This window comes from Achromobacter sp. Root83 (assembly GCF_001428845.1).
GTDB lineage: Bacteria > Pseudomonadota > Gammaproteobacteria > Burkholderiales > Burkholderiaceae_B > Achromobacter.
In genome coordinates, this window is the sequence record NZ_LMIU01000022.1 from 225,012 (window position 1) to 249,471 (window position 24,460).

Sequence of the window (24,460 nt, forward strand, 5' to 3'; positions counted from 1 at the left end):
GGGCAGAGGCGGGGATTATAGCGCGCCTTTTTCCGGCTGGGACGGCGCCGGGGCGCCGTCCCTCACCCTGCGCAAGCTGATACGTCAGTTCGCCGTGATGTTGGCGGCCTTGACCACTTTGCCCCAGCGGTCCAGCTCGGTCTGGGTGTAGGCGCCCAGTTCCTTCGGGCCCATGAAGATGGCTTCGGCGCCCTGCTCCGCGGCCTTCTGGCGGAAGGCGTCGCTCTTCATGATCTTCTGGATTTCACCGGCGATCTTGTCGACCACGGGCGCGGGCGTGTCCTTGGGCGCGTACATGGCGAACCACGACGAGACGATCAGGTCCGGGTAGCCGGCTTCGGCGGCGGTGGGAACGTCGGGCAGCGACGGCAGGCGGGTGTTGCCCGTGACGGCCAGCGCGCGCAGCTTGCCGGCGGCGATCTGGCCCAGCAGCGGAGGCGGCGTGGTGATGGTCATGTCCACGGCGCCACCCAGCAGGTCGTTGAGCGCAGGGCCGGTGCCCTTGTAGGGGATGTGGGTGATCTGCGTGCCGGCCATCTGGTTCAAGAGTTCCGTGGCCACTTGCTGCAACGAACCGTTGCCCGACGAGGCGTAGTTGAGCTTGCCCGGATTGGCCTTGGCATAGGCGACCAGTTCCTTCAGAGACTTGATCGGCAGGTCGGGACGCACCACCACCACTTGCGGGGCCGACAGCACGTTGGCCACCGGCGCGAAGTCCTTGATGGGGTCCCAGCCGGCGGCCGGCGTGACGTGCGGGGTGATGACCTGGAAGCCCGAATACTGCAGCAGCAGCGTGTAGCCATCGGGCTTGGCGCGGGCGACGGCCTGCGCGGCGATGCCGCCGGACGCGCCCGGCTTGTTCTCGACCACGACGCTCTGGCCCAGCGCCGTGCCCAGGGGCTGGGCGATCAGGCGGGCGGCGATGTCGGTGGTGCCGCCGGGCGCGGCGGACACGATCAAGGTGATGGGACGATTGGGAAAATCGGCTTGCGCGCTGGCGGCGCCGGCGGCGATGGTCAGGGCGGCGGCTACGCTGGCGCGCAGGGCGATGGGCAGGCTGGACAGAGCCATGGTTTGTCTCCTAGGTATTTTTATCCGTGGGTGGTCGTCAGGTATTGCGGGTACTGAGGGTATTACCGGTACTGCTGATATTGCGGGTGCCGTGAGCACGGCAAGTGATGCCGGTACTGCAAGTACTGCGGGTATTCGAATCCGGTCTTGGAGAAGTCCGCGTCAGACTGCCGCGTCACGCCGCCGCGTCCGGGAACCGTTCCGCCAGCCACGCCGGCGCCGCATGCAGAGCAAGCCGCGGCCCGGCCTGGAGCAGCGCGTTGGACAGGTCCCGCTGCACCAACGCGGGCAAGCCGCGCACGATCGCCAGCAAGGGCTCCAGCGACACGCCGGACTCCACGCCCATGCAGGCGAACATGTGCGCCAATTCTTCGGTGTTGACGTTGCCGCTGGCGCCGGGCGCGTAAGGGCATCCGCCCAGCCCGCCGGCGGCGGCGTCGAATCGGGTGATGCCGGTCTGCCATGCCGCGATGGCGTTGGCCAGCGCCATGCCGCGCGTATTGTGCAGGTGCACGGTCAGCGCGGCGCCCGGCAGGCGCGCTGCCGCCTGTTCGCACAGATCGGCCACTTGCGTCGGAAACGCCATGCCGGTGGTGTCGCACAGCGTGATGCCCGAGGCCCCCGCATCCACCAGCCTGGCGGCCAGGTCCAGGACCTGGGCGGCGGGCACGTCGCCATCGAACGGACAGCCGAAGGCGGTGGACAGGGATACGTTGCAAGGCGCGCCGGCGCGGGCCGCGGCGGCCAGCACCTGGGCCAGTTCGGCGTACGACTGGTCGCGGGTCATGCGCAGGTTGGCCCGGTTGTGGGTTTCCGAGCACGACATAACCAGGTTCATCTCGTCGGTGCCGGCTTCCAGCGCCCGCTCCAGCCCGCGGATGTTGGGGACCAGCGCGGTATAGATCACGCCCGGACGGCGGCGGATGCGGCGCATGACTTCCACGGCATCGGCCAGCGCGGGAATGGCCTTGGGCGACGTGAAGCTGGTGACCTCGATGCGCGCAAAGCCGCAATCGGACAAGGCGTCCACAAAGGCGACCTTGTCGTCGGTGGACACTATGGTCTTTTCGATCTGCAGGCCGTCGCGCGGGCCGACTTCATTGATTTCGATGCGGGCGGGACCGGTGTTCATGCGATGACTCCCTTGGCGCGCAACGCGGCGCGTTGTGCTTCGGACAGGCCCGCCGACGCCAGTACGGCATCGGTGTGCTCGCCCAGCGTGGGCGCGCGCTCGCGCACCGCCCCGGGGTTGGACGACAGGCAAGGGAACACGGCGGGCATCTCCACCTGCACGCCTGCCGCGGACTCGATCGAGGTGATGGCGTTGCGGGCGCGGTAATGGGGATCCTTGGCGATATCGGCGACCGAATAAATCCGGCCGGCGGGCACGCCCGCCTCCAGCATCGCGGCCAGCACGTCGTCGATGCGGCGCTCGAGCGTCCAGCCGCCGATGGCGGCGTCGATCTCGGCGACGCGCCGGGCGCGGCCGTCGTTGTGCGCCAGCGAGGGATCCTGACCCAGGTCGTCGCGCCCGATGCGCGCCATGAGGCGCGTGTAGATGGCGTCGCCGTTACCGGCGATGAGCACGTAGCCGTCCTGGCAGGGATAGGCGTTGGACGGGGCGATGCCCGGCAGCGAGGCGCCGGCGGGCTCGCGCACCGCGCCGAACACCGAGTATTCGGGCAGCAGGCTTTCGCTGAGGTTGAAGAGGCTTTCATAGAGCGCGGTGTCGATCACCTGCCCCACGCCCCCGCGCGCATCGCGCTGGTACAGCGCCAGCATCACGCCCAGCGCGCCATGCAGGCCCGCGATGGTGTCGCCCAGCGACAGGCCGGCCCGCACCGGCGCGCGGCCGGGCTCGCCGTTCAGGTAGCGCAGGCCCGCCATGGCTTCGCCGATGGCCGCAAAACCCGGTTCGCGCGCCTTCGGGCCGGTCTGGCCGTAGCCCGAGATGCGCAGCATGATCAGGCGGGGGTTCAGTTCGTGCAGGGCTTCCCACGACAAGCCCCATTTTTCCAGGGTGCCGGGGCGGAAGTTCTCGATCAGCACGTCGGCTTCGCGGGCCAGCAAGCGCACGATGTCCTGGCCTTCCTGCTGGCGCAGGTCCACGCAGACGGACTGCTTGTTGCGCGACTGGGCCTCCCACCACACCGAAGTGCCCTCGTGCAGCAGGCGCCATTTGCGCAGCGGGTCGCCCTGGCCCGGCGGCTCGATCTTGATGACCTGCGCGCCAAAGTCCGCCAGGGTCTTGGCGGCGAAAGGTCCAGCAATGAGTTGCCCCAGTTCCAGCACACGGATGCCGGCAAGAATCTGCCCTGCCATATCGCCTCCCAGGCGCGTCTATCGGTATTGATGGAAGGCAGTGTGCGCGCAAAGCGCCGGCCAGCGGAATGGACAATCGGGGAAAGGGGCATTCCCGGAACGAGAAACCCCGGGCAAACCCGCGCTCAGCCTTCGCCGCGCAAATGCGCCAGCAGCAGGCGTGCCGCCACGGTCAGGGTGTCGGCGTCCCGCACCCCCAGCAGCAGCCAGCGCCGGGCCCATTCGTCGGTCAGCGGGATCAGGCGGATGGGCATGGAGCGCGCGTGCGGTTCGGCCGCGATGCGCGGCAGGATGCCCACGCCCCGGGTGGCCGCCACCATGCGGCAGATGGCGTCAAAGCTGCGCACCTGGATGCGCAGGCGCATGGCCCGCCCCATCCGGCCGCTTTCTTCGGACAGGCGGGTCGCCAGCGACGTCGCGGGCGGCAGGCCGACGTAGTCGTACGCCAGCGTGTCCGCGAAGGCCACCTGCGGTTCGGCGGCCAGCGGATGGCGCTGCGGCACGATCAGCACCAGCTCGTCCAGGCGGTACGGAAAAGTGGACAGGCCATCGGCGGGCGTGCGGTCGGCGAATACGCCGATGTCGGCGCGGTTTTCCAGCACCGCCGTGACGATATCGATGCTGTTTTGCTCTTCCAGGTCGATGCGCACCGCGGGATGCTCATCCATGAAGGCGGCCAGGTCCTCGGGCAGGAATTGCGTCAGGGACGAGGTATTGGCCGCGATGCGCACCTGCCCGCGCACGCCTTGCGCGAAGTCCGACAGGGCGCCCGCCATCTGCTCCACTTCCTGCAGCACCCGCAGCGCATGGACCAGACAGGCCTGGCCGGCGTCGGTGAGTTCGATCCCGGCCGCATTGCGGTATAGCAGCGGAGAACCCAGCGCGGCCTCCAGATCCGAGATGCGCTTGCTGGCCGCGCCCACCGCCAGGTGCGATTGGCGCGCACCGGCCGAAATGCTTCCCTGGCGCGCGACGGCGACAAAGAGGGCAAGCGTAACGAGATCGATGCGGGCAAAGTTCATGAAAAGGGTCTACGACGCCAAGGGGCCGGGCTGAAACTATAGCGGGAGCCATCCGGGATAAATATGTCCCTATTTTAGTCCCTATGGCCGACTCCGCGCCGGCAAGCCTGCCACTACAATTCGGGCTATGAATACGAACAACCCCGCGAACAAGCCCGCGGACACTTCCGCGAATCCGCCCGTGACCCCCTCCGCAACGCCCGCCTCCGACGCCGCGCCCGCCCCCGTTTCCCCCGAAACCCAGGCCGCGCTGGCCAGCACCGCCCACGCGCCCAACAGCCCCGGCGCCATGCACATCCGCAGTTTCGTGCACCGCCGAGGCCATATCACCCAAGGCCAGTTGGCCGCGCTGGAACGCCTGATGGGCCAGTGGTCCATCCCTTACGCACCACGGCGCCTCGATCCCGCCGCCGCCTTCGGCCGGCAGGCCCCGACGGTGCTGGAGATCGGTTTCGGCATGGGCGAGACCACCGAGAAGATCGCGCTGGCCCGTCCGGACGACAACTTCCTGGGCGTGGAAGTCTTCAACGCGGGCGTCGGCTCGCTGCTGCGCCGCATCGAAGACTCCAGCATCCAGAACCTGCGCATCGTCCAGCACGACGCCGTCGAAGTGGTGCGCGACATGATCGCCCCCGACTCGCTGGCCGGGGTGCACATCTACTTTCCGGATCCCTGGCCCAAGAAGCGCCACCACAAGCGCCGCCTGATCCAGCCCGCCTTCATTTCGCTGCTGGCCAGCCGCATCGCGCCGGGCGGCTACATCCATTGCGCCACCGACTGGGAAGACTACGCGGTGCAGATGCTGGAAGTGCTGGGCGGCGAACCGCTGCTGAAGAACACCGCGGACGGCTACGCGCCCCGCCCCGATTACCGCCCCCTGACCAAATTCGAGACACGCGGCCTGCGCCTGGGCCACGGCGTCTGGGACCTGATCTTCAAGCGAGTCGCCTGATGCTCTATCCGCCGATCGAACCTTACCGCCATGGCATGCTGGACACCGGAGACGGCCACCAGATCTATTGGGAAATGTGCGGCAACCCCAAGGGCAAGCCCGCCGTGTTCCTGCATGGGGGACCCGGCAGCGGCTGCTCGCCCCTGCATCGGCAGTTGTTCGATCCGCAACGCTACAACGTGCTGCTGTTCGACCAGCGCGGCTGCGGCCGTTCGCAGCCGCACGCCAGCCTGGACAACAACACCACCTGGCATCTGGTCGCCGACATCGAGCGCCTGCGCGCCGAGGTCATGGGCGCCGAGCAATGGCTCGTGTTCGGCGGATCCTGGGGCTCGACCCTGGCGCTGGCCTATGCGGAAACGCACGCATCGCACACCAGCGAACTGGTGCTGCGCGGCATCTTCGGCCTGCGCCGCGCCGAGATCCAATGGTTCTACCAGGAAGGCGCGTCGTGGCTGTTTCCCGACCGCTGGGAAGACTATCTGGCGCCCATTCCGGCAGACGAACGCGGCGACCTGGTCACGGCCTATCACAAGCGTCTGACGGGCAATGATCCCGCCGAGCAATTGCGCGCCGCCAAGGCCTGGAGCAAATGGGAAGACAGCACCATCACGCTGCTGCCCAGCCCGCGCCATCAGCAAAGCCACGCCGCCGACCGCGCCGCGCTGGCCTTTGCGCGCATCGAGAACCACTACTTCTTCAACGCCGGCTTCATGGAAGAAGGCCAACTGATCCGGGACGCCCACAAGCTGCGTGGCATTGCCGGCACCATCGTGCAGGGCCGCTACGACGTCTGCACACCGGCGCGCACCGCCTGGGACCTGCATCGCGCCTGGCCCGAAGCGGAATTCCACCTGGTGCCCGACGCCGGCCACGCCTTCGATGAACCCGGCACGCTGGCGCGCCTGATCGCCGCCACCGACGCCTACGCAAAGCAATAAGGAGACCCGCCATGCACATCACGCTGAACGGAGACGCACGTGAATTCCCGCTGGACACCACGGTGAATGAACTGCTTGAAGCATTGGGCTATGCCGGCAAGCGCGTAGCCGTGGAACGCAACGGCGAAATCGTGCCCAAGAGCCAGCATGCGCAAACCGCGCTGACGGACGGCGATCAAGTTGAAATCGTGGTCGCGGTGGGCGGCGGCTGAAACCCGATCCGACGCGCGATTTCGCGCCATCGCACCGCATGCAAAAGGGCCGCCGACACAGCGGCCCTTTTTGCATGCCGCCGCTCGCACGAGAGGGCTTAAACCCGCGGATACAAACGCCCTGCAAAGAGGCCGGCAATGTTGCGTAGTCTGGCGAGAGGCTATCAACCTGTTACACGTTACCCCCTCGTCGCACGGCGAATGTGCGAGTCATAATCGTTCCTGCTGGCGTTCTACTGGCTCGCGCCGATGATCGGCGCCGCCGCGGCAGGCAATGCGGGACTGGATCTTTTGGCGATCGCGGACATCGTGAAAAAAATGTTCACGGCCGCGCGCCCTGACAGCGCTTAGTTTTCTCACCGCAACATCGATAAAGGAAACACTATGGGTCTGCTCAATTTCATCAAAGACGTTGGCGAAAAGCTCTTCGGCGCCAGCGAGGCCAAGGCCGCGACAGCGGACGAACTGAAGAAAGAGTTGGATAAGCACGGCCTGAACGCGGATGGCCTGCAAATATCGGTGGACGGCGACAAGGTCACGGTGGCGGGCGAAGCGCTGAGCACCGAAGACGCCGAGAAGATCTCGCTGGCGCTGGGCAATACCGTGGGCGTGGCCGCGGTGGACAACCAGTTGAAGGTCAAGCAAGCCGCGCCCGAAGCCAAGATGTACACGGTGCAGAAGGGCGACAACCTGTGGAAGATCGCCGAAGCGCAATACGGCACGGGCCAGGGCGCCAAGAACACGCTGATCTTCGAGGCCAACAAGCCGATGCTGACCAGCCCCGACAAGATCTACCCGGGCCAGGTCCTGCGCATTCCGCCGCTGTCGTAAGCGGCACCCGATTCAGACAACCCGGAGGACACCCATGCGTTTTCCGGCTTGTGTCGCGGCACGGCGCCCCCTGCCAGCCGCGATTACTTGGCCAGACGCAACGTCTGGCCATTTTTTGCGCGGCGAGCGCTGCATACGCCTACACCGCTAAAGCACCGGCCCCGCGCAAGAATGCCCGCCCCGCCGCCGGGCCGTCCCAAGGCGGGGCAGCCCCCGCGGGGGGCAGCAAGCGAGCGCAGCGAGTGCGGCGTGGGGGTCCTTACTTCATTCCGAAGCGGCCAAGGCCTTTCATGCCACCCATGGCGCGCATCATCTTCGCCATGCCGCCCTTCTTCATCTGCTTCATCATGCCCTGCATCTGCTCGAACTGAGCCAGCAGGCGGTTGACCTCTTGCACCGGCACGCCGGAGCCGGTCGCGATGCGGCGCTTGCGCGATGCCTTGATCAGTTCGGGCTTGGCGCGTTCGGCGGCCGTCATGGAATTCAGGATGCCTTCGGTGCGGCGTAGCTGCTTTTCGGCCTGGCCGCCCTGCAGTTGGCCCGCGGCCTGCTGGAACTGGGCCGGCAGCTTTTCAAGCAGCGAACCCATGTCGCCCAGCTTCTTCACCTGGCCGAGCTGGTCGCGGAAGTCGTTCAAGTCGAACTTGTTGCCCGACTTGATCTTCGAGGCCAGCTTCTGCGCTTCGGCGATGTCGATGTTCTTTTGCGCTTGTTCGACAAGCGAAACGATGTCGCCCATGCCCAGCACGCGCTGCGCCATGCGGTCGGGGTAGAACGGCTCCAGGCCGTCCAGCTTTTCCGACACGCCGACGAACTTGAGCGGCTTGCCCGTGACGTGGCGCACCGACAGCGCCGCGCCGCCGCGGGCGTCGCCGTCCAGCTTGGTCAGCACCACACCCGTCAGCGGCAGCGCATCCGCGAAGGCGCGCGCGGTGTTGACCGCGTCCTGGCCCTGCATGGCGTCCACCACGAACAGCGTTTCCACCGGCTTGACCAGGTCATGCAGCGCGCGGATCTCGCGCATCATGGCCTCGTCGATGCCCAGCCGGCCGGCCGTATCCAGGATCAGCACGTCATAGTGATGGCGGCGGGCGTGGTCCATCGCGCCGCGCGCGATGTCTTCGGGCTTCTGGCTGGGGTCGGACGGCAGGAAGTCCACGCCCACCTGCGCCGCCACGCTCTTCAATTGGTCGATAGCGGCCGGACGGTAGACGTCAGCCGACACCACCAGCACTTTCTTCTTGCCGGTCTTGCGGCCGTGCTGCGTATGCTGGCCTTCGGACAGCCAGCGCGCCAGCTTGCCGGTGGTGGTGGTCTTGCCGGCGCCCTGAAGGCCTGCCATCAGGATGACGGCGGGCGGCTGCACGGCCAGCGACAGTTCATTGGCGCCTTCGCCCAGGTCGCCGCCCATCAGCGCGGTCAATTCCTTGCTGACCACGCCCACCAGGGCCTGGCCGGGGCTGAGGCTGGCGGCGACTTCTTCGCCCAGCGCCTTTTCCTTGACCCGCGCGACGAACTCGCGCACGACGGGCAGCGCCACGTCGGCTTCCAGCAGCGCCATGCGCACTTCGCGCAGCATCTCCTGGGTGTTGGCCTCTGTCAGGCGGGCTTCCCCACGCAGCGTCTTGACGACGCGCGATAGGCGTTGAGTTAGGTTATCGAGCATGAGAGGCGTTTCCGCTTAAACTAGTTGATTGAACGGTGGCCGCAGGCGCGGATTCTGCGCTTTCGGGTGACATGCACCCCAAGGCCCCATCCAGACAACGGTTTCTATGTCACTAGGCATTGTATTTCACACAGCGGCTGCCTTGGCGTACGCAGTGCTCGGGGGGTCGCTCTGGATCCGCCTGGCCGGCGCCGGGGAAGTGGAAAAGACAGGCAGAATTGCCCGTCTGTGCCTGCTGGGAGCCCTGGTTCTCCATGGAATCGGGCTGCAACAGTCTATGCTGGGCGCCCATCATCTGTTCATTGGGTGGGCACTTGCCCTGTCCGCGGCCATCTGGCTGGGCATGGTCGTCTTCTGGCTGGAAAGCCTGCTGGTCCGCATCGACGGCCTGCAATTGCTGCTGCTGCCCGCCGCCGCCGCCGCCAGCGCACTGGCCGCCCTGTTCCCCCAGGGACAGTTCGTGCCCCACGCCGACGACCCCTGGCTGCGCGTCCATCTGCTGATCGCCCTGGCGGCTTACGGCCTGATCACCATCGCCGCCCTGCACGCCATGATGATGGCCCTGCTGGACCGCCACCTGCACCGACCTCTCGACACGCCCACCGAGCGCAGCATCGTCGGGCGCGTGCTGGACTCCCAGCCCCCGCTGCTGGTGCAGGAACAACTGCTGTTCCGCATCATCTGGATCGGCTTCATCGTGCTGACGCTGGCCGTGGGGTCGGGATCCGTGGCGTCCATGAAGCTGACCGGCAAGATCCTGCCGTTCGACCACAAAACCGTCTTCACCCTGCTGTCCTGGCTGACCTTCGGCGTGCTGCTGGCGGGCCGCCACATCTGGGGCTGGCGCGGCCGCGTCGCGCTACGCTGGACCCTGACGGGCTTTGGTTTCCTGATTCTGGCCTACACCGGCAGCCGGTTCGTGCTGGAAATGATTTTGCATCGAGGCTGACGTGGGCAAGTTGCTGTTCTGGATTGTTCTGATCATCCTGGTGCTGTTCGTGGCCCGCATCGCCGGCCGCATGGCCGCGGCGCGCCAGGCCGGCACGCAAGCCGGCCACGGCAAGAAGCAGGCCGGCGGGCAGCCCCCGCCGCCCAAACCGCTGGAGTCCATGGAGCGCTGCGCCCATTGCGGCATCCACCTGCCGCGCTCCGAAGCCGTGCTGCTGAACGGCCAGACCTGGTGCAGCGCCGAACACGCGCGGCTGGGTCCGGCCAAGCGCTGATCGGGTTTTGCGCCGGCCGGCGTGGGCGTGCGCCCGCCGATAGGGCGTTGCGTCCGCGCACGGCATAATGCATGTCGGAATCAACACACATGCTTTCTTCCATGGCCTTGCTTCTGGATCGACATGGCTGGCTGGCGCCGGCTCCGGGCGTTTCCCTTCTGCCCTCGCCCAACTGCGACGCGCGGCCCGCGGGCGCGCAGGTGTCGCTATTGGTGCTGCACAACATCAGCCTGCCCCCCGGGCAATTCGGCGGCCCCGAGGTCGCCGGGCTGTTCCTGAATACGCTGGACCACGCCTCGCACCCCTGGCTGGAACGCCTGCGCGGACTGCGCGTATCGGCGCACTTCTTCATCCGCCGCGAAGGCCGCATCCTGCAGTTCGTGTCCACCGAGCGCCGCGCCTGGCATGCCGGTGTATCGGCCTTCGCCGGCCGCGAGCGCTGCAATGATTTTTCCATCGGCATCGAACTGGAAGGCACGGACACGCTGCCCTACACTGACGAGCAATATCAGGCGCTGCGCAAGCTGGCGCCGTTGCTGCGCACGCGCTATCCCCTGGCCGCGGCCTGGGGACACGAACACATTGCGCCGGGCCGCAAGACGGACCCCGGCCCCGCTTTCAACTGGACGCGCTTTTCGCGCGACAGCGGCTTTGCGCGGCGGCAGTTGCCGCCCGTCTGACACTTAAAGGATTGGCTATGTTGAAGATCTGGGGACGCCTGACTTCCGTCAACGTTCAGAAAGTGATGCTGACCGTGCGCGAACTGGCCCTGCCGCACACCTTTGTCCAGGCCGGTGGCAAGTTTGGCGTGGTGGACACGGCCGACTACGCCGCCAAGCTCAATCCCAACCGCCTCGTCCCCGTCATCGACGACGGCGGCTTCGTGCTGTGGGAATCCAACGCCATCGTGCGCTACCTGGCCGCGCGCTATGGCGTGGGCACGCTCTGGCCCGAGGACGTCTGCCTGCGCGCCGACGCCGACCGCTGGATGGACTGGCAGGCGACCGAATGGCAGCCCGCCATGGGTCCGGCATTCCTGGGCCTGATCCGCACGCCCGAAGACAAGCGCGACCACGCCGCCATCGAAAACTCCGTCAAGCGGTCGAATGCGCGCGCGCTGATCCTGGACCAGGCCTTGCAAGGCCGCGAGTTCATCGCCGGCCGCCACCTGACGATGGGCGACATCGCCCTGGTCAGCGCCGCGCACCGCTGGCTGGCCCTGCCGATAGCGCGTCCGGATACGCCCGCGCTGTCGGCCTGGTACCGCCGCGTCATGATGCGCCCCGCTCCGCAGGGCGTGCTGACGCTGCCGCTGGAATAAGACGCCGGCGGGGCTACTCCACCCAGGGCGTCTGCGCCCAGATCTGGCGCAGGCGGGCATCATCGTCCTTCAGGCGGTCCTGCCATTGCGGTCCGTCCACGTAGTCCATTTCGGTGAACTGCTGCTTCATCTGGGCCTGGAATTCCGGGTTGGCGGCAACCTTGCCCAGCGCGCCGCGCAGCTTCTCGGACACATCGGCGGGCAGGTCCTTGGGCGCGACGATGCCGCGCTCCGAGGCAAATACCAGGTTCACGCCCAGTTCCTTGAACGTGGGCACGTCCGGCCCCAGCGGCGAACGCTTTTCGCTGGCCTGCGCCAGCACCCGCATGTTCTTGCCGTGGTAGGGCATGACCTCTCCCATGTTCAGGCCGCCGATGACGGTGTGCCCGCCCAGCACCGAGCTGCGCAACGGCCCCGCGCCGTTGTACGGCACGTGGTTCAGCTTCGTGCCTGTCTGGGCCTGGAACAACACCAGCGCCAGATGGTCGTCGGTGCCGACGCCCGTAGACCCATAGCTCACCGCGCCGGGCTTTTCCTTGGCCGCGGCAATCAGCGCCTCCAAGGTCTGGTACGGACTGTCGCTGGCCACGCTGAATGCGCTGGGGTCGCGCACCAGGTTGGCCAGGTAGGTGAAATCGCTTCCCGTGAAACCCGCCTTGCGCTCGATCGGCAAGGACACCAGACCGGGCATGTTCGTCATGGCCAGCGTGTAGCCGTCCGGCTTGGCGCGCGCCACGTACGACAGCGCAATCGCGCTCGAAGCGCCCGGCTTGTTCTGCACCACGACGGTCGTGCCCAGCTCTTTTTCCAGGAAGACCGCCAGCGAACGGGCCGTAAGGTCCGTGCCGCCTCCCGGCGCAAAGCCGACAACCAGTTCGATGGGCCGGTCCGGCCACGCCCAGGCGGGCAACGCGGCGCAAAGGCCCGCGACGGACAGCGCGGCGCGCGCGATGGTCTTGCACGATACAAACATTTTTTTGTCTCCAGGCTTTTGGTGTGGTCCGGCCAAGCGGCCATCTAAGAAAAAGTGCCCGCCGCGCGAGGCTCGCGGCGCGGCGTATTACGGCAAGGCGCCGGCCGGGCTTGCCGGCAGCACCTTGCCAGGGTTCATCAGCCCCTGCGGGTCCAGGGCCTGCTTGATCCGCCGCATCAGGTCCAGCTCCACCTCGCTCTTGTAGCGCTGCAGGTCCTGCACGCGGCGCTGGCCGATGCCCTGCTCGGCGCTGATGGATCCGCCGGCCTCGTGCACGCGGTCATGCACCAGCCGCTGGATGTCCGCTTGCGGCGCGCCAGCAGGAGGCAGCAGGTTGTAGTGAAGATTGCCGTCGCCCAGATGGCCGAATACGCGCATGGCCACGCCGGGATACGCGGCGGCCAGCGCCTCGTCCGTGCACCGTACGAAATCGGGGATCCGCGACGCGGGCAGCGAGATATCGTGCTTGACACAGGCCTCGGCCCGCGCCAGCGCCAGCGTAATGCTCTCGCGCAGATGCCAGAAGGCGGCGCTTTGCGCGCCCGACACCGAGACCGCCGCATCCAGCGCCTCGCCCGCCTCCATGGCGGCCGACAGAACGGCCTCCAGCCGCTCCTGCGCATGCTGCTCGTCCTCGCTGTCCGATATTTCCAGCAACGCGCACCAGGCGCCCTCGGGCAGTTCGGCGAACGGCAGGCGTTGCTGCGGAAACGCCCGCGTCACGTCCTGCAGGCACGCAAGCGACATGACCTCGAAGGCGGTCAGCCCCGCGCCAAAGCCGGCGCGGGCACGCTGCAGCAATTGCAGCGCCTGGGGCAATCCAGGCACCGCGAGCAACGCGGTGCGTTGCGTGCGCGGCAAGGGAAAGAGCTTGAGCACCGCGGCAGTGATGATGCCCAGCGTGCCCTCGCTGCCGATGTAGACATCGCGCAGGTCGTAGCCGGTGTTGTCCTTGCGCAGGCCGCGCAGCCCGTGCCAGATCCGGCCTTGCGGCGTGACGACTTCCAGGCCCAGCGCAAGCTCGCGCGCGTTGCCGTAGCGCAGCACCTGCGTGCCGCCCGCGTTGGTCGCCAGGTTGCCGCCGATGGTGCAACTGCCTTCCGCCCCTAATGACAGCGGAAACAGCCGGCCGGCCTGGGCCGCCGCTTCCTGGACGGCCTGCAGCACGCAGCCGGCTTCGACCGTGATGGTGTCGTTGTCCAGGTCCACGGCGCGCACCCGGTTCATGCGCAGCAGCGACAGCACCACGGCCGACGCGCTGGCATCGGGCGTGGCGGCCGCCACCTGGCCGGTATTGCCGCCCTGCGGCACCACCGGCACGCCGGCGGCGGCGCACACGCGCATCACCCGCGCCACCTCGTCGCTATCAGCGGGCCGCAGCACCGCCAGCGCGCGGCCGGTGACGGCCTGGCGCCAGTCGGTCAGGTAAGGCTCGGCATCGGCGCCGGTCAGCACATGCGCCTGGCCAAGGCAGGCGATCAGGTCCCCCAGCAGCCCGGCCCGCGTCACGCCTGCATCTCCCGCGCCGCCACCGGCGTCAGCAGCCTGCCCGAGCGCATGAACTCGTTCACGTTGTCCAGCACCAGTTCCGCCATGGCGGCCCGGGTCTCGCGCGTGGCGCTGCCCACATGAGGCATCAGCGACACCTGGTCCAGACCGGCGAATTCGACGGCCGGCGTGGGTTCCTGCTCCAGCACGTCCAGGCCGGCGCCGCCCAGTTCTCCGGAACGCAGCGCGGCCAGCGCGGCGGCCTGGTCCACGACGCTTCCGCGCGCGATGTTGACCAGGATGCCTTGCGGCCCCAGCGCGCGGATGACCGGCGCATTCACCAAATGCCGGGTCGCCGCGCCCCCAACGCAAGCCACCACCAGAAAATCGGACCACGCGGCCAGGTCCACCAGCGAGGCCTCGTAACCGTAAGGCGCCTGCGGCCTGGGGCTGCGGCTGTGGTAACGCACTTGCATATCGAAGCCCGCGGCTCGCCGGGCGATGGCCTCGCCGATGCGGCCCAGCCCCAGAATTCCCAGCCGCTTGCTCGATACTTTGGTGGCCACTGGAAACTGCCCCAGCGCCCGCCACTGGCCCGTCTTCACGTAGCGGTCGCCCACGGCCGTGCGCCGCGCCGCCGACAGCATCAGCGCCCAGGCCAGATCGGCCACGCAATCGTCCAGCACGTCGGGCGTGACGCTGACGCCGATGCCGCGCGCGGCGGCCGCGCGCAGGTCCAGGGTGTCGTGGCCCACGCCCCAACTGCAGACGGCCTGCAGGGCGGGCAGCGCATCGAACATGGATTGCGTAAAACCATGGCGCACCGAAGTCACGGCAACGCGCAGGCCTTGCAGTTCGCCGCCGAACGCGGCGAGGCCCCGAGGCTCGCGCCAGGCCGGCAGGACCCGGTAGCGCGCCGCCAGTCGCTGATCGAAGTCGGCGCCCAGCGACGCCACCTGCACGACATCATAAGAAGCCGTCACGCCCGGTCTCCAGGGCTGGCGGGGATGTAGTTCGCGGCGGCGGCCGCATCGGCGAACGACAGGCCGTCGCGTATGCCCTTTTCCACGCGCTCGTCGACGTCCAGGGCTTCCCGCGCCGCGGCCAGCACCTCATCGAGCCGCGCGCGCGGCACCACCACCAGGCCCGTGTCGTCGCCGACCACGAGGTCTCCCTCGGCCACCGGCACGCCGCCGATGACCACGGGCTCGCCCATGGCCTGCAGGCGCAGCCGCGTCTTGCCCGTCAACGGCGTGACGTGGCGGCTGGCAAGCCACAGCCCGGTCGCCTGGATTTCATCGACGTCGCGGCAGGCGCCGTCGATGACCACCGCGGTGGCCTGGCGCCGCGAAGCCGCCAGCGAGGCGATGCCGCCAAAGGTGGAAATGCAGGTCCCGCCCGCATCCACCATCAGCACCTTTCCGGGGCCGGTGGCGGCCACCAGCCGCCCCACCGCGAATTCGGAGCGGTCGAAATCGCCCAGCCCGCCCCATACGTGGCGGGCGGTGACGGCGAAGCCGGCGATGCGGCCCTGGCCGCCGCGCCGGGCGATGCCCTGCACGACGCCGGCAATGCCCAGCGTGTCCATGGCGTCGGCCCAGGTGCTGGTCCCGATGGCGGCGCAGCGCGCCAGCAGGTCTTGATCGGTGTTGCTCATAGTGCGTGGTCTCCCGTCGGATTGGCCCGTGCGGCCGGTCAGTCGATCTGCGCGCCCGAGAGCTTTACGCCCTCTGCCCAGCGTTGAGCTTCGTCGTTGATGAAGGCCTGGAACTGCTGGGGCGAGCTGTTGTTCACATCACCGCCCATGTCTTGCAGCTTCTTGGTCATTTCCGGCGTGGCCACGATCTTGGCGACATCGGTGTAGATTTTCTCGCGCAGGTCGGCGGGCATGCTGGACGGCGCGAACAGCCCGAACCACGTCGCCGCTTCGAACTGCTTCATTCCGGCCTCGGCCATCGTGGGCACCTGAGCGATGGCCTCCACCCGGCGCGGATGCGCCAGCGCGATGGCCTTGAGCTTGCCCGACTGAATGTGGGGCAGCGCCGCCGACAGCGTGACGAATGCCATCTGCACCTGGCCGCCGATCAGGTCGGTCAGCATGGGCGCGTCGCCACGGTACGGCACGTGCACCAGGTTCAGGCCCGCCTTGGCCTTGAACAGTTCGCCCGTCAGGTGCTGAGGCGTGCCGTTGCCGGTGGACGCCATGCTCAGCCCCTGCGGCGACGCCTTGGCGTACGCAATCAGCTCGTCCAGATTCTTGACCGGCAGCGACGGCGCGGTCACCAGCACCAACGGAATGGTGGATGTCAGCGTCAGCGGCGCGAAGTCCTTCAGCGGGTCGTAGTTCAGCTTCTTGTACAGGCTGGCGCTGATGGTGTGCGCCGCCGTCGTCATGTAGAGCGTGTAGCCGTCGCCGGGCGAACGCGCCACCGCTTCGGCGGCCACGGTGGTTCCCGCGCCCGGCCGGTTGTTGACGATGACCTGCTGCCCCCACGCCGCCGGCAGCTTTTCCGCGATCAGGCGCGCGATGACGTCCGTAGCGCCGCCCGGCGGATAGGGCACGACCAGCGTCACGGGTTTGTCGGGATAGCCCGCGGCCAGGGCCGCGCCCCCGCCCAGCGCCAGTCCCATGGCGATGAACACGCCGGCAATGCAATTGCGCTTCTTCATTGTCCTGTCTCCTCTGTGTTGTTGTATCGACTTTCGACGCACGTAAACGTGTGTGCATCGGGTCCGCTTTCTTCGGGTGCGGATCCGCGATGCCTTTCACTGCTGCCTTCACTGCTTGCCGTCCGGCGCCCTGCGGCGCCGTGGGGCCGGCACCGCTTGCGCGGTCCCGGCCGGTCCGGGCTTAACCCGCTTCCTGCGCTTCGCGCCAGGCCAGCAGCCGGGTCACGCCTTCGCTCATGGTCACCGTCGGCTGCCAGCCGATATGCTGGCCGGCCAGGTCGTGCGGAATATGGAACGCGCCGCCGGAGGTCAGGCGCACCGTGCCGGGAGGATCCGGCTTGATCTCGGGCTGCAGGTCGCTCTTGCAGTAGTCGAGCACCAGGCGCACCAGTTCGCCGGTGGTGATGGGCGCGGGGCCGGACACGTTCACCGCCACGTCGGTCGCCGCGCTCTGGAATGCCGCCACGTTGGCGCGCGCCACGTCCGAGACATGCACGAAGTGCTTGGTGTCGGTGCCGTCGCCGGGCAGCACGGGGCGCTCGCCCTTGCGCACGCGGTCATAGGTTTCCATGATGTACAGCGAGTTGGCCGCGCGATAGTGCTGCCGTTCTCCGTAGACCGTGGAATAACGCAGCACCACGTAGTCCAGCCCGGACTTCTGGTAGTACTGGCGGCAGAGTTGCTCGCCCATGATCTTAGATGCGCCATACAGAATGGCGGCCGGAGGCGCGCCCACCGAATGGAAGGGGCCGTTCTCGACCAGCGCGCCGGCGATGCCGGTGCCATAGCCGTAAACGGCATTGGACGAGGCAAAGACGATCTTCTTCACCTTGTTGGCGCGGCAGGCTTCAAGCATGTTCTGCGCGCCACGGACGTTCACGTCCACCGCCTGCCACGGCGTCTGGGAAAAGCCCAGCGTCATGTAGGCGGCCAGATGCAGCACGCCGTCCACGCCTTCGGTCGCCGCCAGCAGGTCGGGCAGGCGCATCAGGTCGCCGCGCACCACTTTCACGCGCGGGTTGTCCTGCAGGTGGGCAATGGCTTCGGGCGTGCCGAACGCGAAGTTATCCAGCAGGATCACTTCCTTCGCGCCAGCCGCCAGCAAGGCGTCCGCGGTGTGCGAACCCACCAGGCTGGCAGCGCCAGCGATCAGGATGCGGGAATCGGCCAGCGACAGCGCCGCGCCTTTCTTTTCAGTCGTCATGTTTGTTCAAAGTCCCATGGGTTTGTCGTGCATGCCCCAGTACAGGCTCTTGACCTGGCTGTAGAGGCGCAGTCCGTGCAGGCCCTTCTCGCGCCCGATGCCGCTGGCCTTGAAGCCGCCGAACGGGGTGGCGATATGCGATTGCTTGTAGGTATTGATCCAGATGGAGCCGGCCTCGATCTCGCGGGCCACGCGCCAGGCCCGGGCGTAGTCGCCGGTCCACATGCCGGCGGCCAGGCCGAAGGCCGTGTCGTTGGCCTGGAGGATCACGTCGTCCTCGTCGTCGAACGGCAGCGCCACCAGCACGGGTCCGAAGATCTCTTCCTGGCAGACCCGCGCCTGGTTGCCCAGGCCGTCGATCACCGTGGGCATGTAGAACCAGCCCTTGGCCAGTTCAGCCTGCGTGGGCGCGGCGCCGCCCGCCAGCACGCGGCCGCCTTCGGCGCGGCCGATGTCCACATAGCCCGCGACCTTGTCGCGATGCGCGCGCGACACCAGCGGACCCATCTGCGTAGCCGGATCATCAGGCAGGCCGACGCGCACCTGCCGCGTGCGTTCCACCAGCGCGTCCATGAAGCGCTTGTAGATGGACTTCTGCACGAACAGCCGCGAACCCGCCACGCAGCTCTGGCCGGCCGAGCCGAAGATGCCCGACACCACGCCGGCCACGGCGCGATCCAGGTCGGCATCGTCGAACACGATATGGGGCGACTTGCCGCCCAGTTCCAATCCCACCGGGATCAGGCGCTGGCCAGCGATGCCGCCGATGGCGCGTCCGGTATCGGTGCCGCCGGTGAACGACACCATGCGCACGCCGGGATGCTTGACCAGCGCGGCGCCCACGTCTTCGCCGTGGCCGGGCAGCACGGTCAGCAGGCCCTCGGGCAGCCCGGCTTCGCCGCAGATGCGGGCCAGTTCCAGGGCCAGTTGCGGCGTTTCCTCGGACGGTTTGATCAGCACCGCGTTGCCGGCCGCAAGCGCCGGCGCGGCCTTCTGGGCTTCGTTCATGATGGGCGAGTTCCACGGCGTGATGGCCGCGATCACGCCGAAAGGCTCGGACAGCGCCATCGAGAAGTACTCGCCGCGCGGCGACGTCATCTCGTTCTGCCAGGTCTCGCAGACCGCGGCGTAATAGCGGAAATGCCCGGCCGCGCTGTCGACCATGTTCAGGCATTCCTTCCACGGCTTGCCGCTGTCCTGCATCTGCAGCCGCGCCAGGGGCTCGCGCTCGGCCGACAGTCGCCGCCCGATCTCGTACAGCGTCCCCGCGCGCAGGTCGGGGCGCAGCTTGCGCCAGGGCTGGTTGTGGAAGGCGTCCCAGGCGATGGCGACCGCCGTGTCCACGTCCTGCGGCAAGGCGCGCGTGACGATGCCGGCAATGCTGCCGTCGGCAGGGTTGATGGAGGTGATGACGGCGTCGCCGTCTTGGCTCAGGCGCCAGTTGGCGCCCAGCCGGAAGGGCTTGTGGCTTGATGCGTCCATAACGTCTTTGAATCCGGAAGGGCTTCGGTAGACGTCATCATCGGCCGGTCAATTATTAGACACAAATAGATATTTATCTAATATTCTTAGTCCATGGCTATCAATATCAAGTATCGGCCGCTCAAGGCCTTCCTGCTGGCGGTGGACACGGGCTCATTTACCCACGCGGCCAACCAGCTCGGCGTGACCCAGCCGTCGTTCACGGCATTGATCCAGGATCTGGAAGAAGTGCTGGGCCTGCGGCTGTTCGAGCGCACCACGCGCAGCATCAGCCTGACCTCCGCGGGACAGGATTTCTACTCGCGCGTGCAGCGCCCCATCGCCGATCTGGAAGAGGCCTATCGCAGCCTGGCGGACCTGGCCGCGGTGCGGCGCGGCAATGTGGCGCTGGGCGCCCTGCCCTCGACCGCGCTGAGCCTGCTGCCCGCTGCGATCGGCGCGCTGCGCCAGGCGCATCCGGCCCTGAAGGTGCGCGTGGTGGAGGCGCACAACGACGAGCTGGTGGCCATGCTGCGCACCAACCAGATCGAATTCGCGATGGCCGCGCAGGCCGAACCGGCGTCCGACCTGACGTTCACGCAGTTAGGCGAGGATTGCTTCTGTGCCGTCTATCCCGCCGGCCACCCGCTGGGCGAAGGGCCGGGAACGCTGCACTGGCGCGACGTATTGCGCTACGACCTGATCCTGCTGTCGCAGGGGTCGAACGCGCGCCAGCAGTTCGACCGCGCCGTGCGCGACGAGGTCGGCGCGCCCGCCACCGCGCTGCGCTACGACGTGACGCACATGGGCACCGCGGCCGGCATGGTGCGCCAGGGCCTGGGCGTGAGCGTGCTGCCCCGCCTGGCCTTGCCGGAACTGAACCTGACCGGCCTGTGCTGCACGCCGTTGGGGGACGCCTCGGCCCGCCGCTACATCGGTCTTCTGCACCGGCGCGACCGCTCGCTGTCGCCGGCGGCGCAGGCTTTGGTCGCGCAGCTTGAAATGGCCATTACCGCGATCCAGCCGCGGCTGCTGAGCCTGCCGCCGCTTCCGCCCGCCGGCTAGCGCGACGCGCGCGGCCAAGCACCCTAGGGCCAAGCGCCAACAGTCAGACGCCAACCGTCAGGCGCGGTCCACCTTCCACCCCAGTTCCGCCGAAATGCCCGCCGCCGCGCCCTGCACGACGGCGACCATCTCTCGCATGCGTTCCAGCGACATGTAGGGCACCGTGCTGGACACGCTGATCGCGGCCACGATGCCGCTGGACGCGTCCCGCACCGGCGCCGCCACGCAGCGTATCGAGGGTTCGTTGTCTTCCAGGTCGAACGCATAACCGTGCGCGGCATAGTCACGCATGCGGTCGCGGAACGCCTCCCAGCTTTGCTGCCCGCCCGGCGTGCGCGACGACACCGGCGCGCCGATGCGATGCAGCGTCTTCCATTGCGGCTCTTCGGTATCCAGCAGCAGCGCCTTGCCCACGCCCGTCGCGGCGAGTGGCATGCGGTGCCCCACGCGCGAACGCATCTCCAGGCCTTTTTTGCCCGGGATCTTCTCCAGGTAAAGCACCTCGTTGTTGTCGCGCACGGCCAGGTGGATGGTGTCGCCCGTCAAATCGGCCAGGCTGTCCAGATAGGGGCGCGCCAAGGTCGCCATCGGGAAGGCCTCGCGCGCCTGGAAACCCAGTTCGATCAGCTTCGGCCCCAGCACATAACCCACGCCCGGCAAGGCGCGCAGATAGCGTTCCTGCACCAGGCAACTGGCCAGCCGGTGCGTGGTGCTGCGCGCCACGCCGATGCGCGCGCAGATCTCTTTCAGGTCGCGCGCGCCGTCGGCCACGGCCTGCACGACGGCCAGGCCGCGCATCAGCGTCTGCGTGCCGGCGGGCGCGGCGGAATCGGGGTCCAGGACGGACAGCGGGTCGGAAGTCAGGGAGGCGGCGGTCATGAAGATCAAGCTGGGGCGGCGGGAAGAAGCGCAAGCATACCCGGCGCCGTCGGCCCGGAATGCGTGGAAATAGGGGGGATTCCCAGGGTCGGATCCGGTATGCGTCCGCTAACTGGCCGCATCGGATCATTCCCTGTATGTGGGATTTAATTCTATATTTTGAGATTTTTCAAGCGCTGATCTAGAATTTTTCGCACCGCCCGCAGCGCGCCCCGACACGCGCGGCGGGCTTCAGACAACAAGGTCCGCGAACCCTGCCCGCCCGCCGCCCTCATGGCGCAGCGCCGCCCGCAGGCTACGCGGCCAGAGACGAGACAGACTCTGATGACTACCGGATCGCCCGCCCGCGCGGCGCTTATCGCGCTGGACTGGGGCACCTCTTCGCTACGCGCGTACAGGATGGACGCCGCGGGCCGCACGCTCGACGCCCGCCATCTGCCCTGGGGCATCATGCGCTTGCCCCAGCCCTTGCAGGACGGCGCCGCCACCGCCGCGCTGTCCGGCTTCGACCTGGCCTTCGATCAGGCCTGCGGCGACTGGCTGCGCGCCGAACCCGCCCTGCCCGTGATCGCCTGCGGCATGGTCGGCAGCGCCCAGGGCTGGAAAGAAGCCGCCTACCTGGACGTGCCCGTGGACCTGGAACGCATCGGCACCCTGCTGACGGTGGTGGACCGCGACGGCGCCACCCCGGTCCACATCGTGCCCGGCCTGATCCAGCGGCACGGCCTGCCCAACGTGATGCGCGGCGAAGAAACCCAGGTCTTCGGCGTGATGTTCGACCAGACCGGCGGCAATGCCGATAGCGTGCTGATCGGCCTGCCCGGCACGCATTCCAAATGGGTCAACGCCCGCCGCGGCCGCGTCACCCACTTCGACACCTTCATGACCGGCGAGGTCTACGCCGCGCTGCGCGGCCACACCATTCTGGGCCGCACCATGGCGGACGCCACCAGCGCCGACATGGCCGCCTTCGAGCGCGGCGTCAATGTCGCCGGCGCCCCGGCCGGCCGCGCGGGCGTGCTGTCCACCATCTTCAGCACCCGCGCACTGGGCTTGACGGGAGAACTTGCGCCCCAATCGCAGGCCGACTACCTGTCCGGCCTGCTGATCGGCCATGAAATCGCCGCCCTTGCCGACATGCTGCGCCAGCAGGGCGAACTGCCCCGCATCGTGCTTTGCGGCGACCCCGCGCTGTGCCAGCGCTACATCCTGGCCATGCGCCATTACGGCCTGGGCACGCCCGAACAGGCGCAGAACGCCACCGAGCGCGGCCTGTGGCACCTGGCCGTCTGCGGCGGGCTAGTCGCCTCCCCCACCCCGATCTCCGCTTAGGAACTCTTCATGAACCATCCCGGTCTGCAAACCGCCATGGCCCACTGCGGCCTGATCGCCATCCTGCGCGGCATCACGCCCGCCGAGGCCGAACCCGTCGGCCAGGCGCTCTACGACGCCGGCTTTCGCCTGATCGAAGTGCCGCTGAATTCGCCCGATCCGCTGGACAGCATCCGCGCCATGCGCGCGGCCCTGCCCACCGACTGCCTGATCGGCGCGGGCACCGTGTTGAATCCCGATGACTGCGCGCGCGTCCAGCAGGCAGGCGGCGAACTCATCGTCATGCCGCACAGCGACCCCGCCGTGATCCGCGCCGCCAAGAAGCTGGGCATGGCGTCCTGCCCCGGCGTAGCCACGCCCACCGAAGCCTTCGCCGCGCTGGCCGCCGGCGCCGACGTGCTGAAGATGTTCCCCGCCGAACAACTGGGCCCCGTCGTGCTGAAGGCCTGGCGCGCCGTGATGCGTCCGCCGATCGCACTGGTCCCCGTGGGCGGCATCACGCCCGACAACCTTTCCACTTACGCCCAGGCGGGCGCCAGCGGCTTCGGCCTGGGCTCCGCCTTGTACAAACCCGGCCTGTCCGCCGAAGAAACCGGCCAGAACGCGCGCGCATTCGTCGCCGCCTGGCAACGCGCCTATCCCGCCCAGGAGACCCAAGCATGAAGATCACCAAGCTCACTACCTACATCGTGCCGCCCCGGTGGTGCTTCCTGAAGATCGAAACGGACGAGGGCATCGTCGGCTGGGGCGAACCCGTCGTCGAAGGCCGCGCGCATTCAGTGGCGGCTGCCGTCGAGGAACTGTCCGACTATCTGATCGGCAAGGACCCCCGCAACATCGAAGACCACTGGACGGTGCTGTACCGTGGCGGCTTCTATCGCGGCGGCGCCATCCACATGAGCGCGCTGGCCGGCATCGACCAGGCGCTGTGGGACATCAAGGGCAAGCACCTGGGCGTGCCCGTGTCGCAGTTGTTGGGCGGCAATGTGCGCGACCGCATCCGTGTGTATTCGTGGATCGGCGGCGACCGGCCGGCCGACACCGCCGCGGCCGCCAAGAGCGCCGTGGAACGCGGCTTCACCGCCGTGAAGATGAACGGCACCGAAGAGCTGCAGTACATCGACTCGTTCGACAAGGTTGAAAAATGCCTGGAGAACGTGGCCGCCGTGCGCGACGCCGTCGGCCCCAATGTGGGCATCGGCGTGGACTTCCACGGCCGCGTCCACAAGCCCATGGCCAAGGTGCTGATGAAAGAGCTGGACCCGTTCAAGCTCATGTTCATCGAAGAACCCGTGCTGAGCGAACACTACGAAGCGCTGAAGGAACTGGCCCCGCTGACGTCCACGCCCATCGCGCTGGGCGAACGCCTGTTCTCGCGCTGGGACTTCAAGCGCGTGCTGTCCGAAGGCTACGTGGACATCATCCAGCCGGATCCGTCGCACGCCGGCGGCATCACCGAGACCCGCAAGATCGCCGCCATGGCCGAGGCCTATGACGTGGCCCTGGCCCTGCACTGCCCGCTGGGCCCCATCGCCCTGGCCACCTGCCTGCAGATCGACGCCGGCTGCTACAACGCCTTCATCCAGGAACAAAGCCTGGGCATCCACTACAACGCCGCCAACGACCTGCTGGACTACGTCAGCAACCGCGAGGTCTTCGCCTACGAGGACGGCATGGTCGCGATTCCGCAAGGCCCGGGCCTGGGCATCGAGGTGAACGAGGAATACGTCAAGGAACGCGCGGCCGTGGGCCACCGCTGGCGCAACCCCATCTGGCGCCACGCCGACGGCAGCTTCGCCGAGTGGTAAGCCGATAAAAGAGAGAGGA

General features: G+C 67.8%; 25 protein-coding genes. 12 read left to right on the forward strand and 13 right to left on the reverse strand.

Annotation, left to right across the window (positions count from 1 at the left end):
• Positions 1-84: 84 nt before the first annotated feature.
• The 4 genes from ASE30_RS16770 to ASE30_RS16785 form a co-directional block, all read right to left on the reverse strand.
• Positions 85-1,071, reverse strand: coding sequence for a tripartite tricarboxylate transporter substrate binding protein (locus ASE30_RS16770; RefSeq protein ID WP_057285411.1), 987 nt, complete (start codon positions 1,069-1,071; stop codon positions 85-87).
• Positions 1,072-1,246: 175 nt separating this feature from the next.
• Positions 1,247-2,203, reverse strand: a complete 957-nt coding sequence (locus ASE30_RS16775) for a hydroxymethylglutaryl-CoA lyase (protein WP_057285412.1) — start codon at positions 2,201-2,203, stop codon at positions 1,247-1,249.
• A complete protein-coding gene (locus tag ASE30_RS16780; RefSeq protein ID WP_057285413.1) occupies positions 2,200-3,393 on the reverse strand; it encodes a CaiB/BaiF CoA-transferase family protein in 1,194 nt (397 codons plus the stop codon). The genes ASE30_RS16775 and ASE30_RS16780 overlap by 4 nt, the downstream gene beginning before the upstream one ends.
• A gap of 125 nt (positions 3,394-3,518) precedes the next feature.
• Positions 3,519-4,415 (reverse strand): LysR substrate-binding domain-containing protein, encoded by an 897-nt coding sequence (locus ASE30_RS16785; protein ID WP_057285414.1) that lies wholly within the window; start codon positions 4,413-4,415, stop codon positions 3,519-3,521.
• Between the two features lie 127 nt (positions 4,416-4,542).
• On the opposite strand from ASE30_RS16785, the gene trmB reads away from it, so the two are divergent.
• From trmB to lysM, 4 genes are all read left to right on the forward strand, one after another.
• Positions 4,543-5,367, forward strand: a complete 825-nt coding sequence (gene trmB, locus ASE30_RS16790) for a tRNA (guanosine(46)-N7)-methyltransferase TrmB (RefSeq protein WP_057285415.1) — start codon at positions 4,543-4,545, stop codon at positions 5,365-5,367.
• On the forward strand, positions 5,367-6,308 hold the full coding sequence (gene pip, locus ASE30_RS16795; RefSeq protein WP_057285416.1) for a prolyl aminopeptidase: 942 nt from the start codon (positions 5,367-5,369) through the stop codon (positions 6,306-6,308). The genes trmB and pip overlap by 1 nt, the downstream gene beginning before the upstream one ends.
• Before the next feature lie 11 nt (positions 6,309-6,319).
• Positions 6,320-6,520, forward strand: a complete 201-nt coding sequence (thiS, locus tag ASE30_RS16800) for a sulfur carrier protein ThiS (RefSeq protein WP_057285417.1) — start codon at positions 6,320-6,322, stop codon at positions 6,518-6,520.
• Between the two features lie 384 nt (positions 6,521-6,904).
• Entirely contained in the window at positions 6,905-7,351 is a 447-nt protein-coding gene (lysM, locus tag ASE30_RS16805) for a peptidoglycan-binding protein LysM (protein ID WP_057285418.1), read from the forward strand.
• A gap of 259 nt (positions 7,352-7,610) precedes the next feature.
• Here lysM and ffh read toward each other — a convergent pair whose 3' ends face one another.
• Complete coding sequence (gene ffh / locus ASE30_RS16810; protein WP_057285419.1) at positions 7,611-9,017, reverse strand: signal recognition particle protein; 1,407 nt, start codon at positions 9,015-9,017, stop codon at positions 7,611-7,613.
• A gap of 106 nt (positions 9,018-9,123) precedes the next feature.
• On the opposite strand from ffh, the gene ASE30_RS16815 reads away from it, so the two are divergent.
• The 4 genes from ASE30_RS16815 to ASE30_RS16830 all read left to right on the forward strand — a co-directional run bounded on the left by ASE30_RS16815 (position 9,124) and on the right by ASE30_RS16830 (position 11,561).
• A complete protein-coding gene (locus ASE30_RS16815; RefSeq protein ID WP_057285420.1) occupies positions 9,124-9,966 on the forward strand; it encodes an inner membrane protein YpjD in 843 nt (280 codons plus the stop codon).
• Position 9,967: 1 nt separating this feature from the next.
• The gene (locus tag ASE30_RS29030; protein WP_057285421.1) at positions 9,968-10,240 is read left to right on the forward strand and encodes a PP0621 family protein; all 273 of its coding nucleotides are present in this window, start codon (positions 9,968-9,970) and stop codon (positions 10,238-10,240) included.
• A gap of 101 nt (positions 10,241-10,341) precedes the next feature.
• Positions 10,342-10,920, forward strand: a complete 579-nt coding sequence (gene ampD / locus ASE30_RS16825; RefSeq protein ID WP_057285915.1) for a 1,6-anhydro-N-acetylmuramyl-L-alanine amidase AmpD — start codon at positions 10,342-10,344, stop codon at positions 10,918-10,920.
• 17 nt (positions 10,921-10,937) lie between these two features.
• Entirely contained in the window at positions 10,938-11,561 is a 624-nt protein-coding gene (locus ASE30_RS16830) for a glutathione S-transferase family protein (RefSeq protein WP_057285422.1), read from the forward strand.
• A 13-nt stretch (positions 11,562-11,574) separates the two neighbouring features.
• Here the strand turns inward: ASE30_RS16830 and ASE30_RS16835 are convergent, their stop codons facing one another.
• The 7 genes from ASE30_RS16835 to ASE30_RS16865 all read right to left on the reverse strand — a co-directional run bounded on the left by ASE30_RS16835 (position 11,575) and on the right by ASE30_RS16865 (position 19,378).
• Positions 11,575-12,534 carry a tripartite tricarboxylate transporter substrate binding protein gene (locus ASE30_RS16835; RefSeq protein WP_057285423.1) on the reverse strand — a complete coding sequence of 320 codons (960 nt, stop codon included), beginning with the start codon at positions 12,532-12,534 and terminating at the stop codon, positions 11,575-11,577.
• A gap of 87 nt (positions 12,535-12,621) precedes the next feature.
• Positions 12,622-14,043: an FAD-binding oxidoreductase gene (locus tag ASE30_RS16840; RefSeq protein ID WP_082601617.1), complete on the reverse strand. Its 1,422-nt coding sequence runs from the start codon at positions 14,041-14,043 to the stop codon at positions 12,622-12,624.
• Positions 14,040-15,005, reverse strand: a complete 966-nt coding sequence (locus tag ASE30_RS16845) for a 2-hydroxyacid dehydrogenase (RefSeq protein ID WP_057285424.1) — start codon at positions 15,003-15,005, stop codon at positions 14,040-14,042. Before ASE30_RS16845 ends, ASE30_RS16840 begins: the two co-directional genes overlap by 4 nt.
• Positions 15,002-15,679, reverse strand: a complete 678-nt coding sequence (locus ASE30_RS16850) for an RraA family protein (RefSeq protein ID WP_057285425.1) — start codon at positions 15,677-15,679, stop codon at positions 15,002-15,004. Before ASE30_RS16850 ends, ASE30_RS16845 begins: the two co-directional genes overlap by 4 nt.
• 38 nt (positions 15,680-15,717) lie before the next feature.
• Entirely contained in the window at positions 15,718-16,692 is a 975-nt protein-coding gene (locus tag ASE30_RS16855) for a tripartite tricarboxylate transporter substrate binding protein (protein ID WP_057285426.1), read from the reverse strand.
• Positions 16,693-16,873: 181 nt separating this feature from the next.
• Positions 16,874-17,896 carry an NAD(P)-dependent oxidoreductase gene (locus ASE30_RS16860; protein WP_057285427.1) on the reverse strand — a complete coding sequence of 341 codons (1,023 nt, stop codon included), beginning with the start codon at positions 17,894-17,896 and terminating at the stop codon, positions 16,874-16,876.
• A gap of 6 nt (positions 17,897-17,902) precedes the next feature.
• Positions 17,903-19,378 carry an aldehyde dehydrogenase gene (locus tag ASE30_RS16865; RefSeq protein ID WP_057285428.1) on the reverse strand — a complete coding sequence of 492 codons (1,476 nt, stop codon included), beginning with the start codon at positions 19,376-19,378 and terminating at the stop codon, positions 17,903-17,905.
• A 93-nt stretch (positions 19,379-19,471) separates the two neighbouring features.
• On the opposite strand from ASE30_RS16865, the gene ASE30_RS16870 reads away from it, so the two are divergent.
• Positions 19,472-20,422, forward strand: coding sequence for a LysR family transcriptional regulator (locus ASE30_RS16870; RefSeq protein WP_057285429.1), 951 nt, complete (start codon positions 19,472-19,474; stop codon positions 20,420-20,422).
• Positions 20,423-20,479: 57 nt separating this feature from the next.
• Here ASE30_RS16870 and ASE30_RS16875 read toward each other — a convergent pair whose 3' ends face one another.
• Complete coding sequence (locus tag ASE30_RS16875; RefSeq protein ID WP_057285917.1) at positions 20,480-21,301, reverse strand: IclR family transcriptional regulator; 822 nt, start codon at positions 21,299-21,301, stop codon at positions 20,480-20,482.
• 324 nt (positions 21,302-21,625) lie between these two features.
• On the opposite strand from ASE30_RS16875, the gene ASE30_RS16880 reads away from it, so the two are divergent.
• The 3 genes from ASE30_RS16880 to dgoD are packed head-to-tail and all read left to right on the forward strand — an operon-like array spanning position 21,626 to position 24,441.
• Positions 21,626-22,633 carry a 2-dehydro-3-deoxygalactonokinase gene (locus ASE30_RS16880; RefSeq protein ID WP_057285430.1) on the forward strand — a complete coding sequence of 336 codons (1,008 nt, stop codon included), beginning with the start codon at positions 21,626-21,628 and terminating at the stop codon, positions 22,631-22,633.
• 9 nt (positions 22,634-22,642) lie between these two features.
• Positions 22,643-23,296 carry a 2-dehydro-3-deoxy-6-phosphogalactonate aldolase gene (locus ASE30_RS16885; RefSeq protein ID WP_057285431.1) on the forward strand — a complete coding sequence of 218 codons (654 nt, stop codon included), beginning with the start codon at positions 22,643-22,645 and terminating at the stop codon, positions 23,294-23,296.
• Positions 23,293-24,441 (forward strand): galactonate dehydratase, encoded by a 1,149-nt coding sequence (dgoD, locus tag ASE30_RS16890; protein ID WP_056559450.1) that lies wholly within the window; start codon positions 23,293-23,295, stop codon positions 24,439-24,441. The genes ASE30_RS16885 and dgoD overlap by 4 nt, the downstream gene beginning before the upstream one ends.
• Positions 24,442-24,460 lie beyond the last annotated feature (19 nt).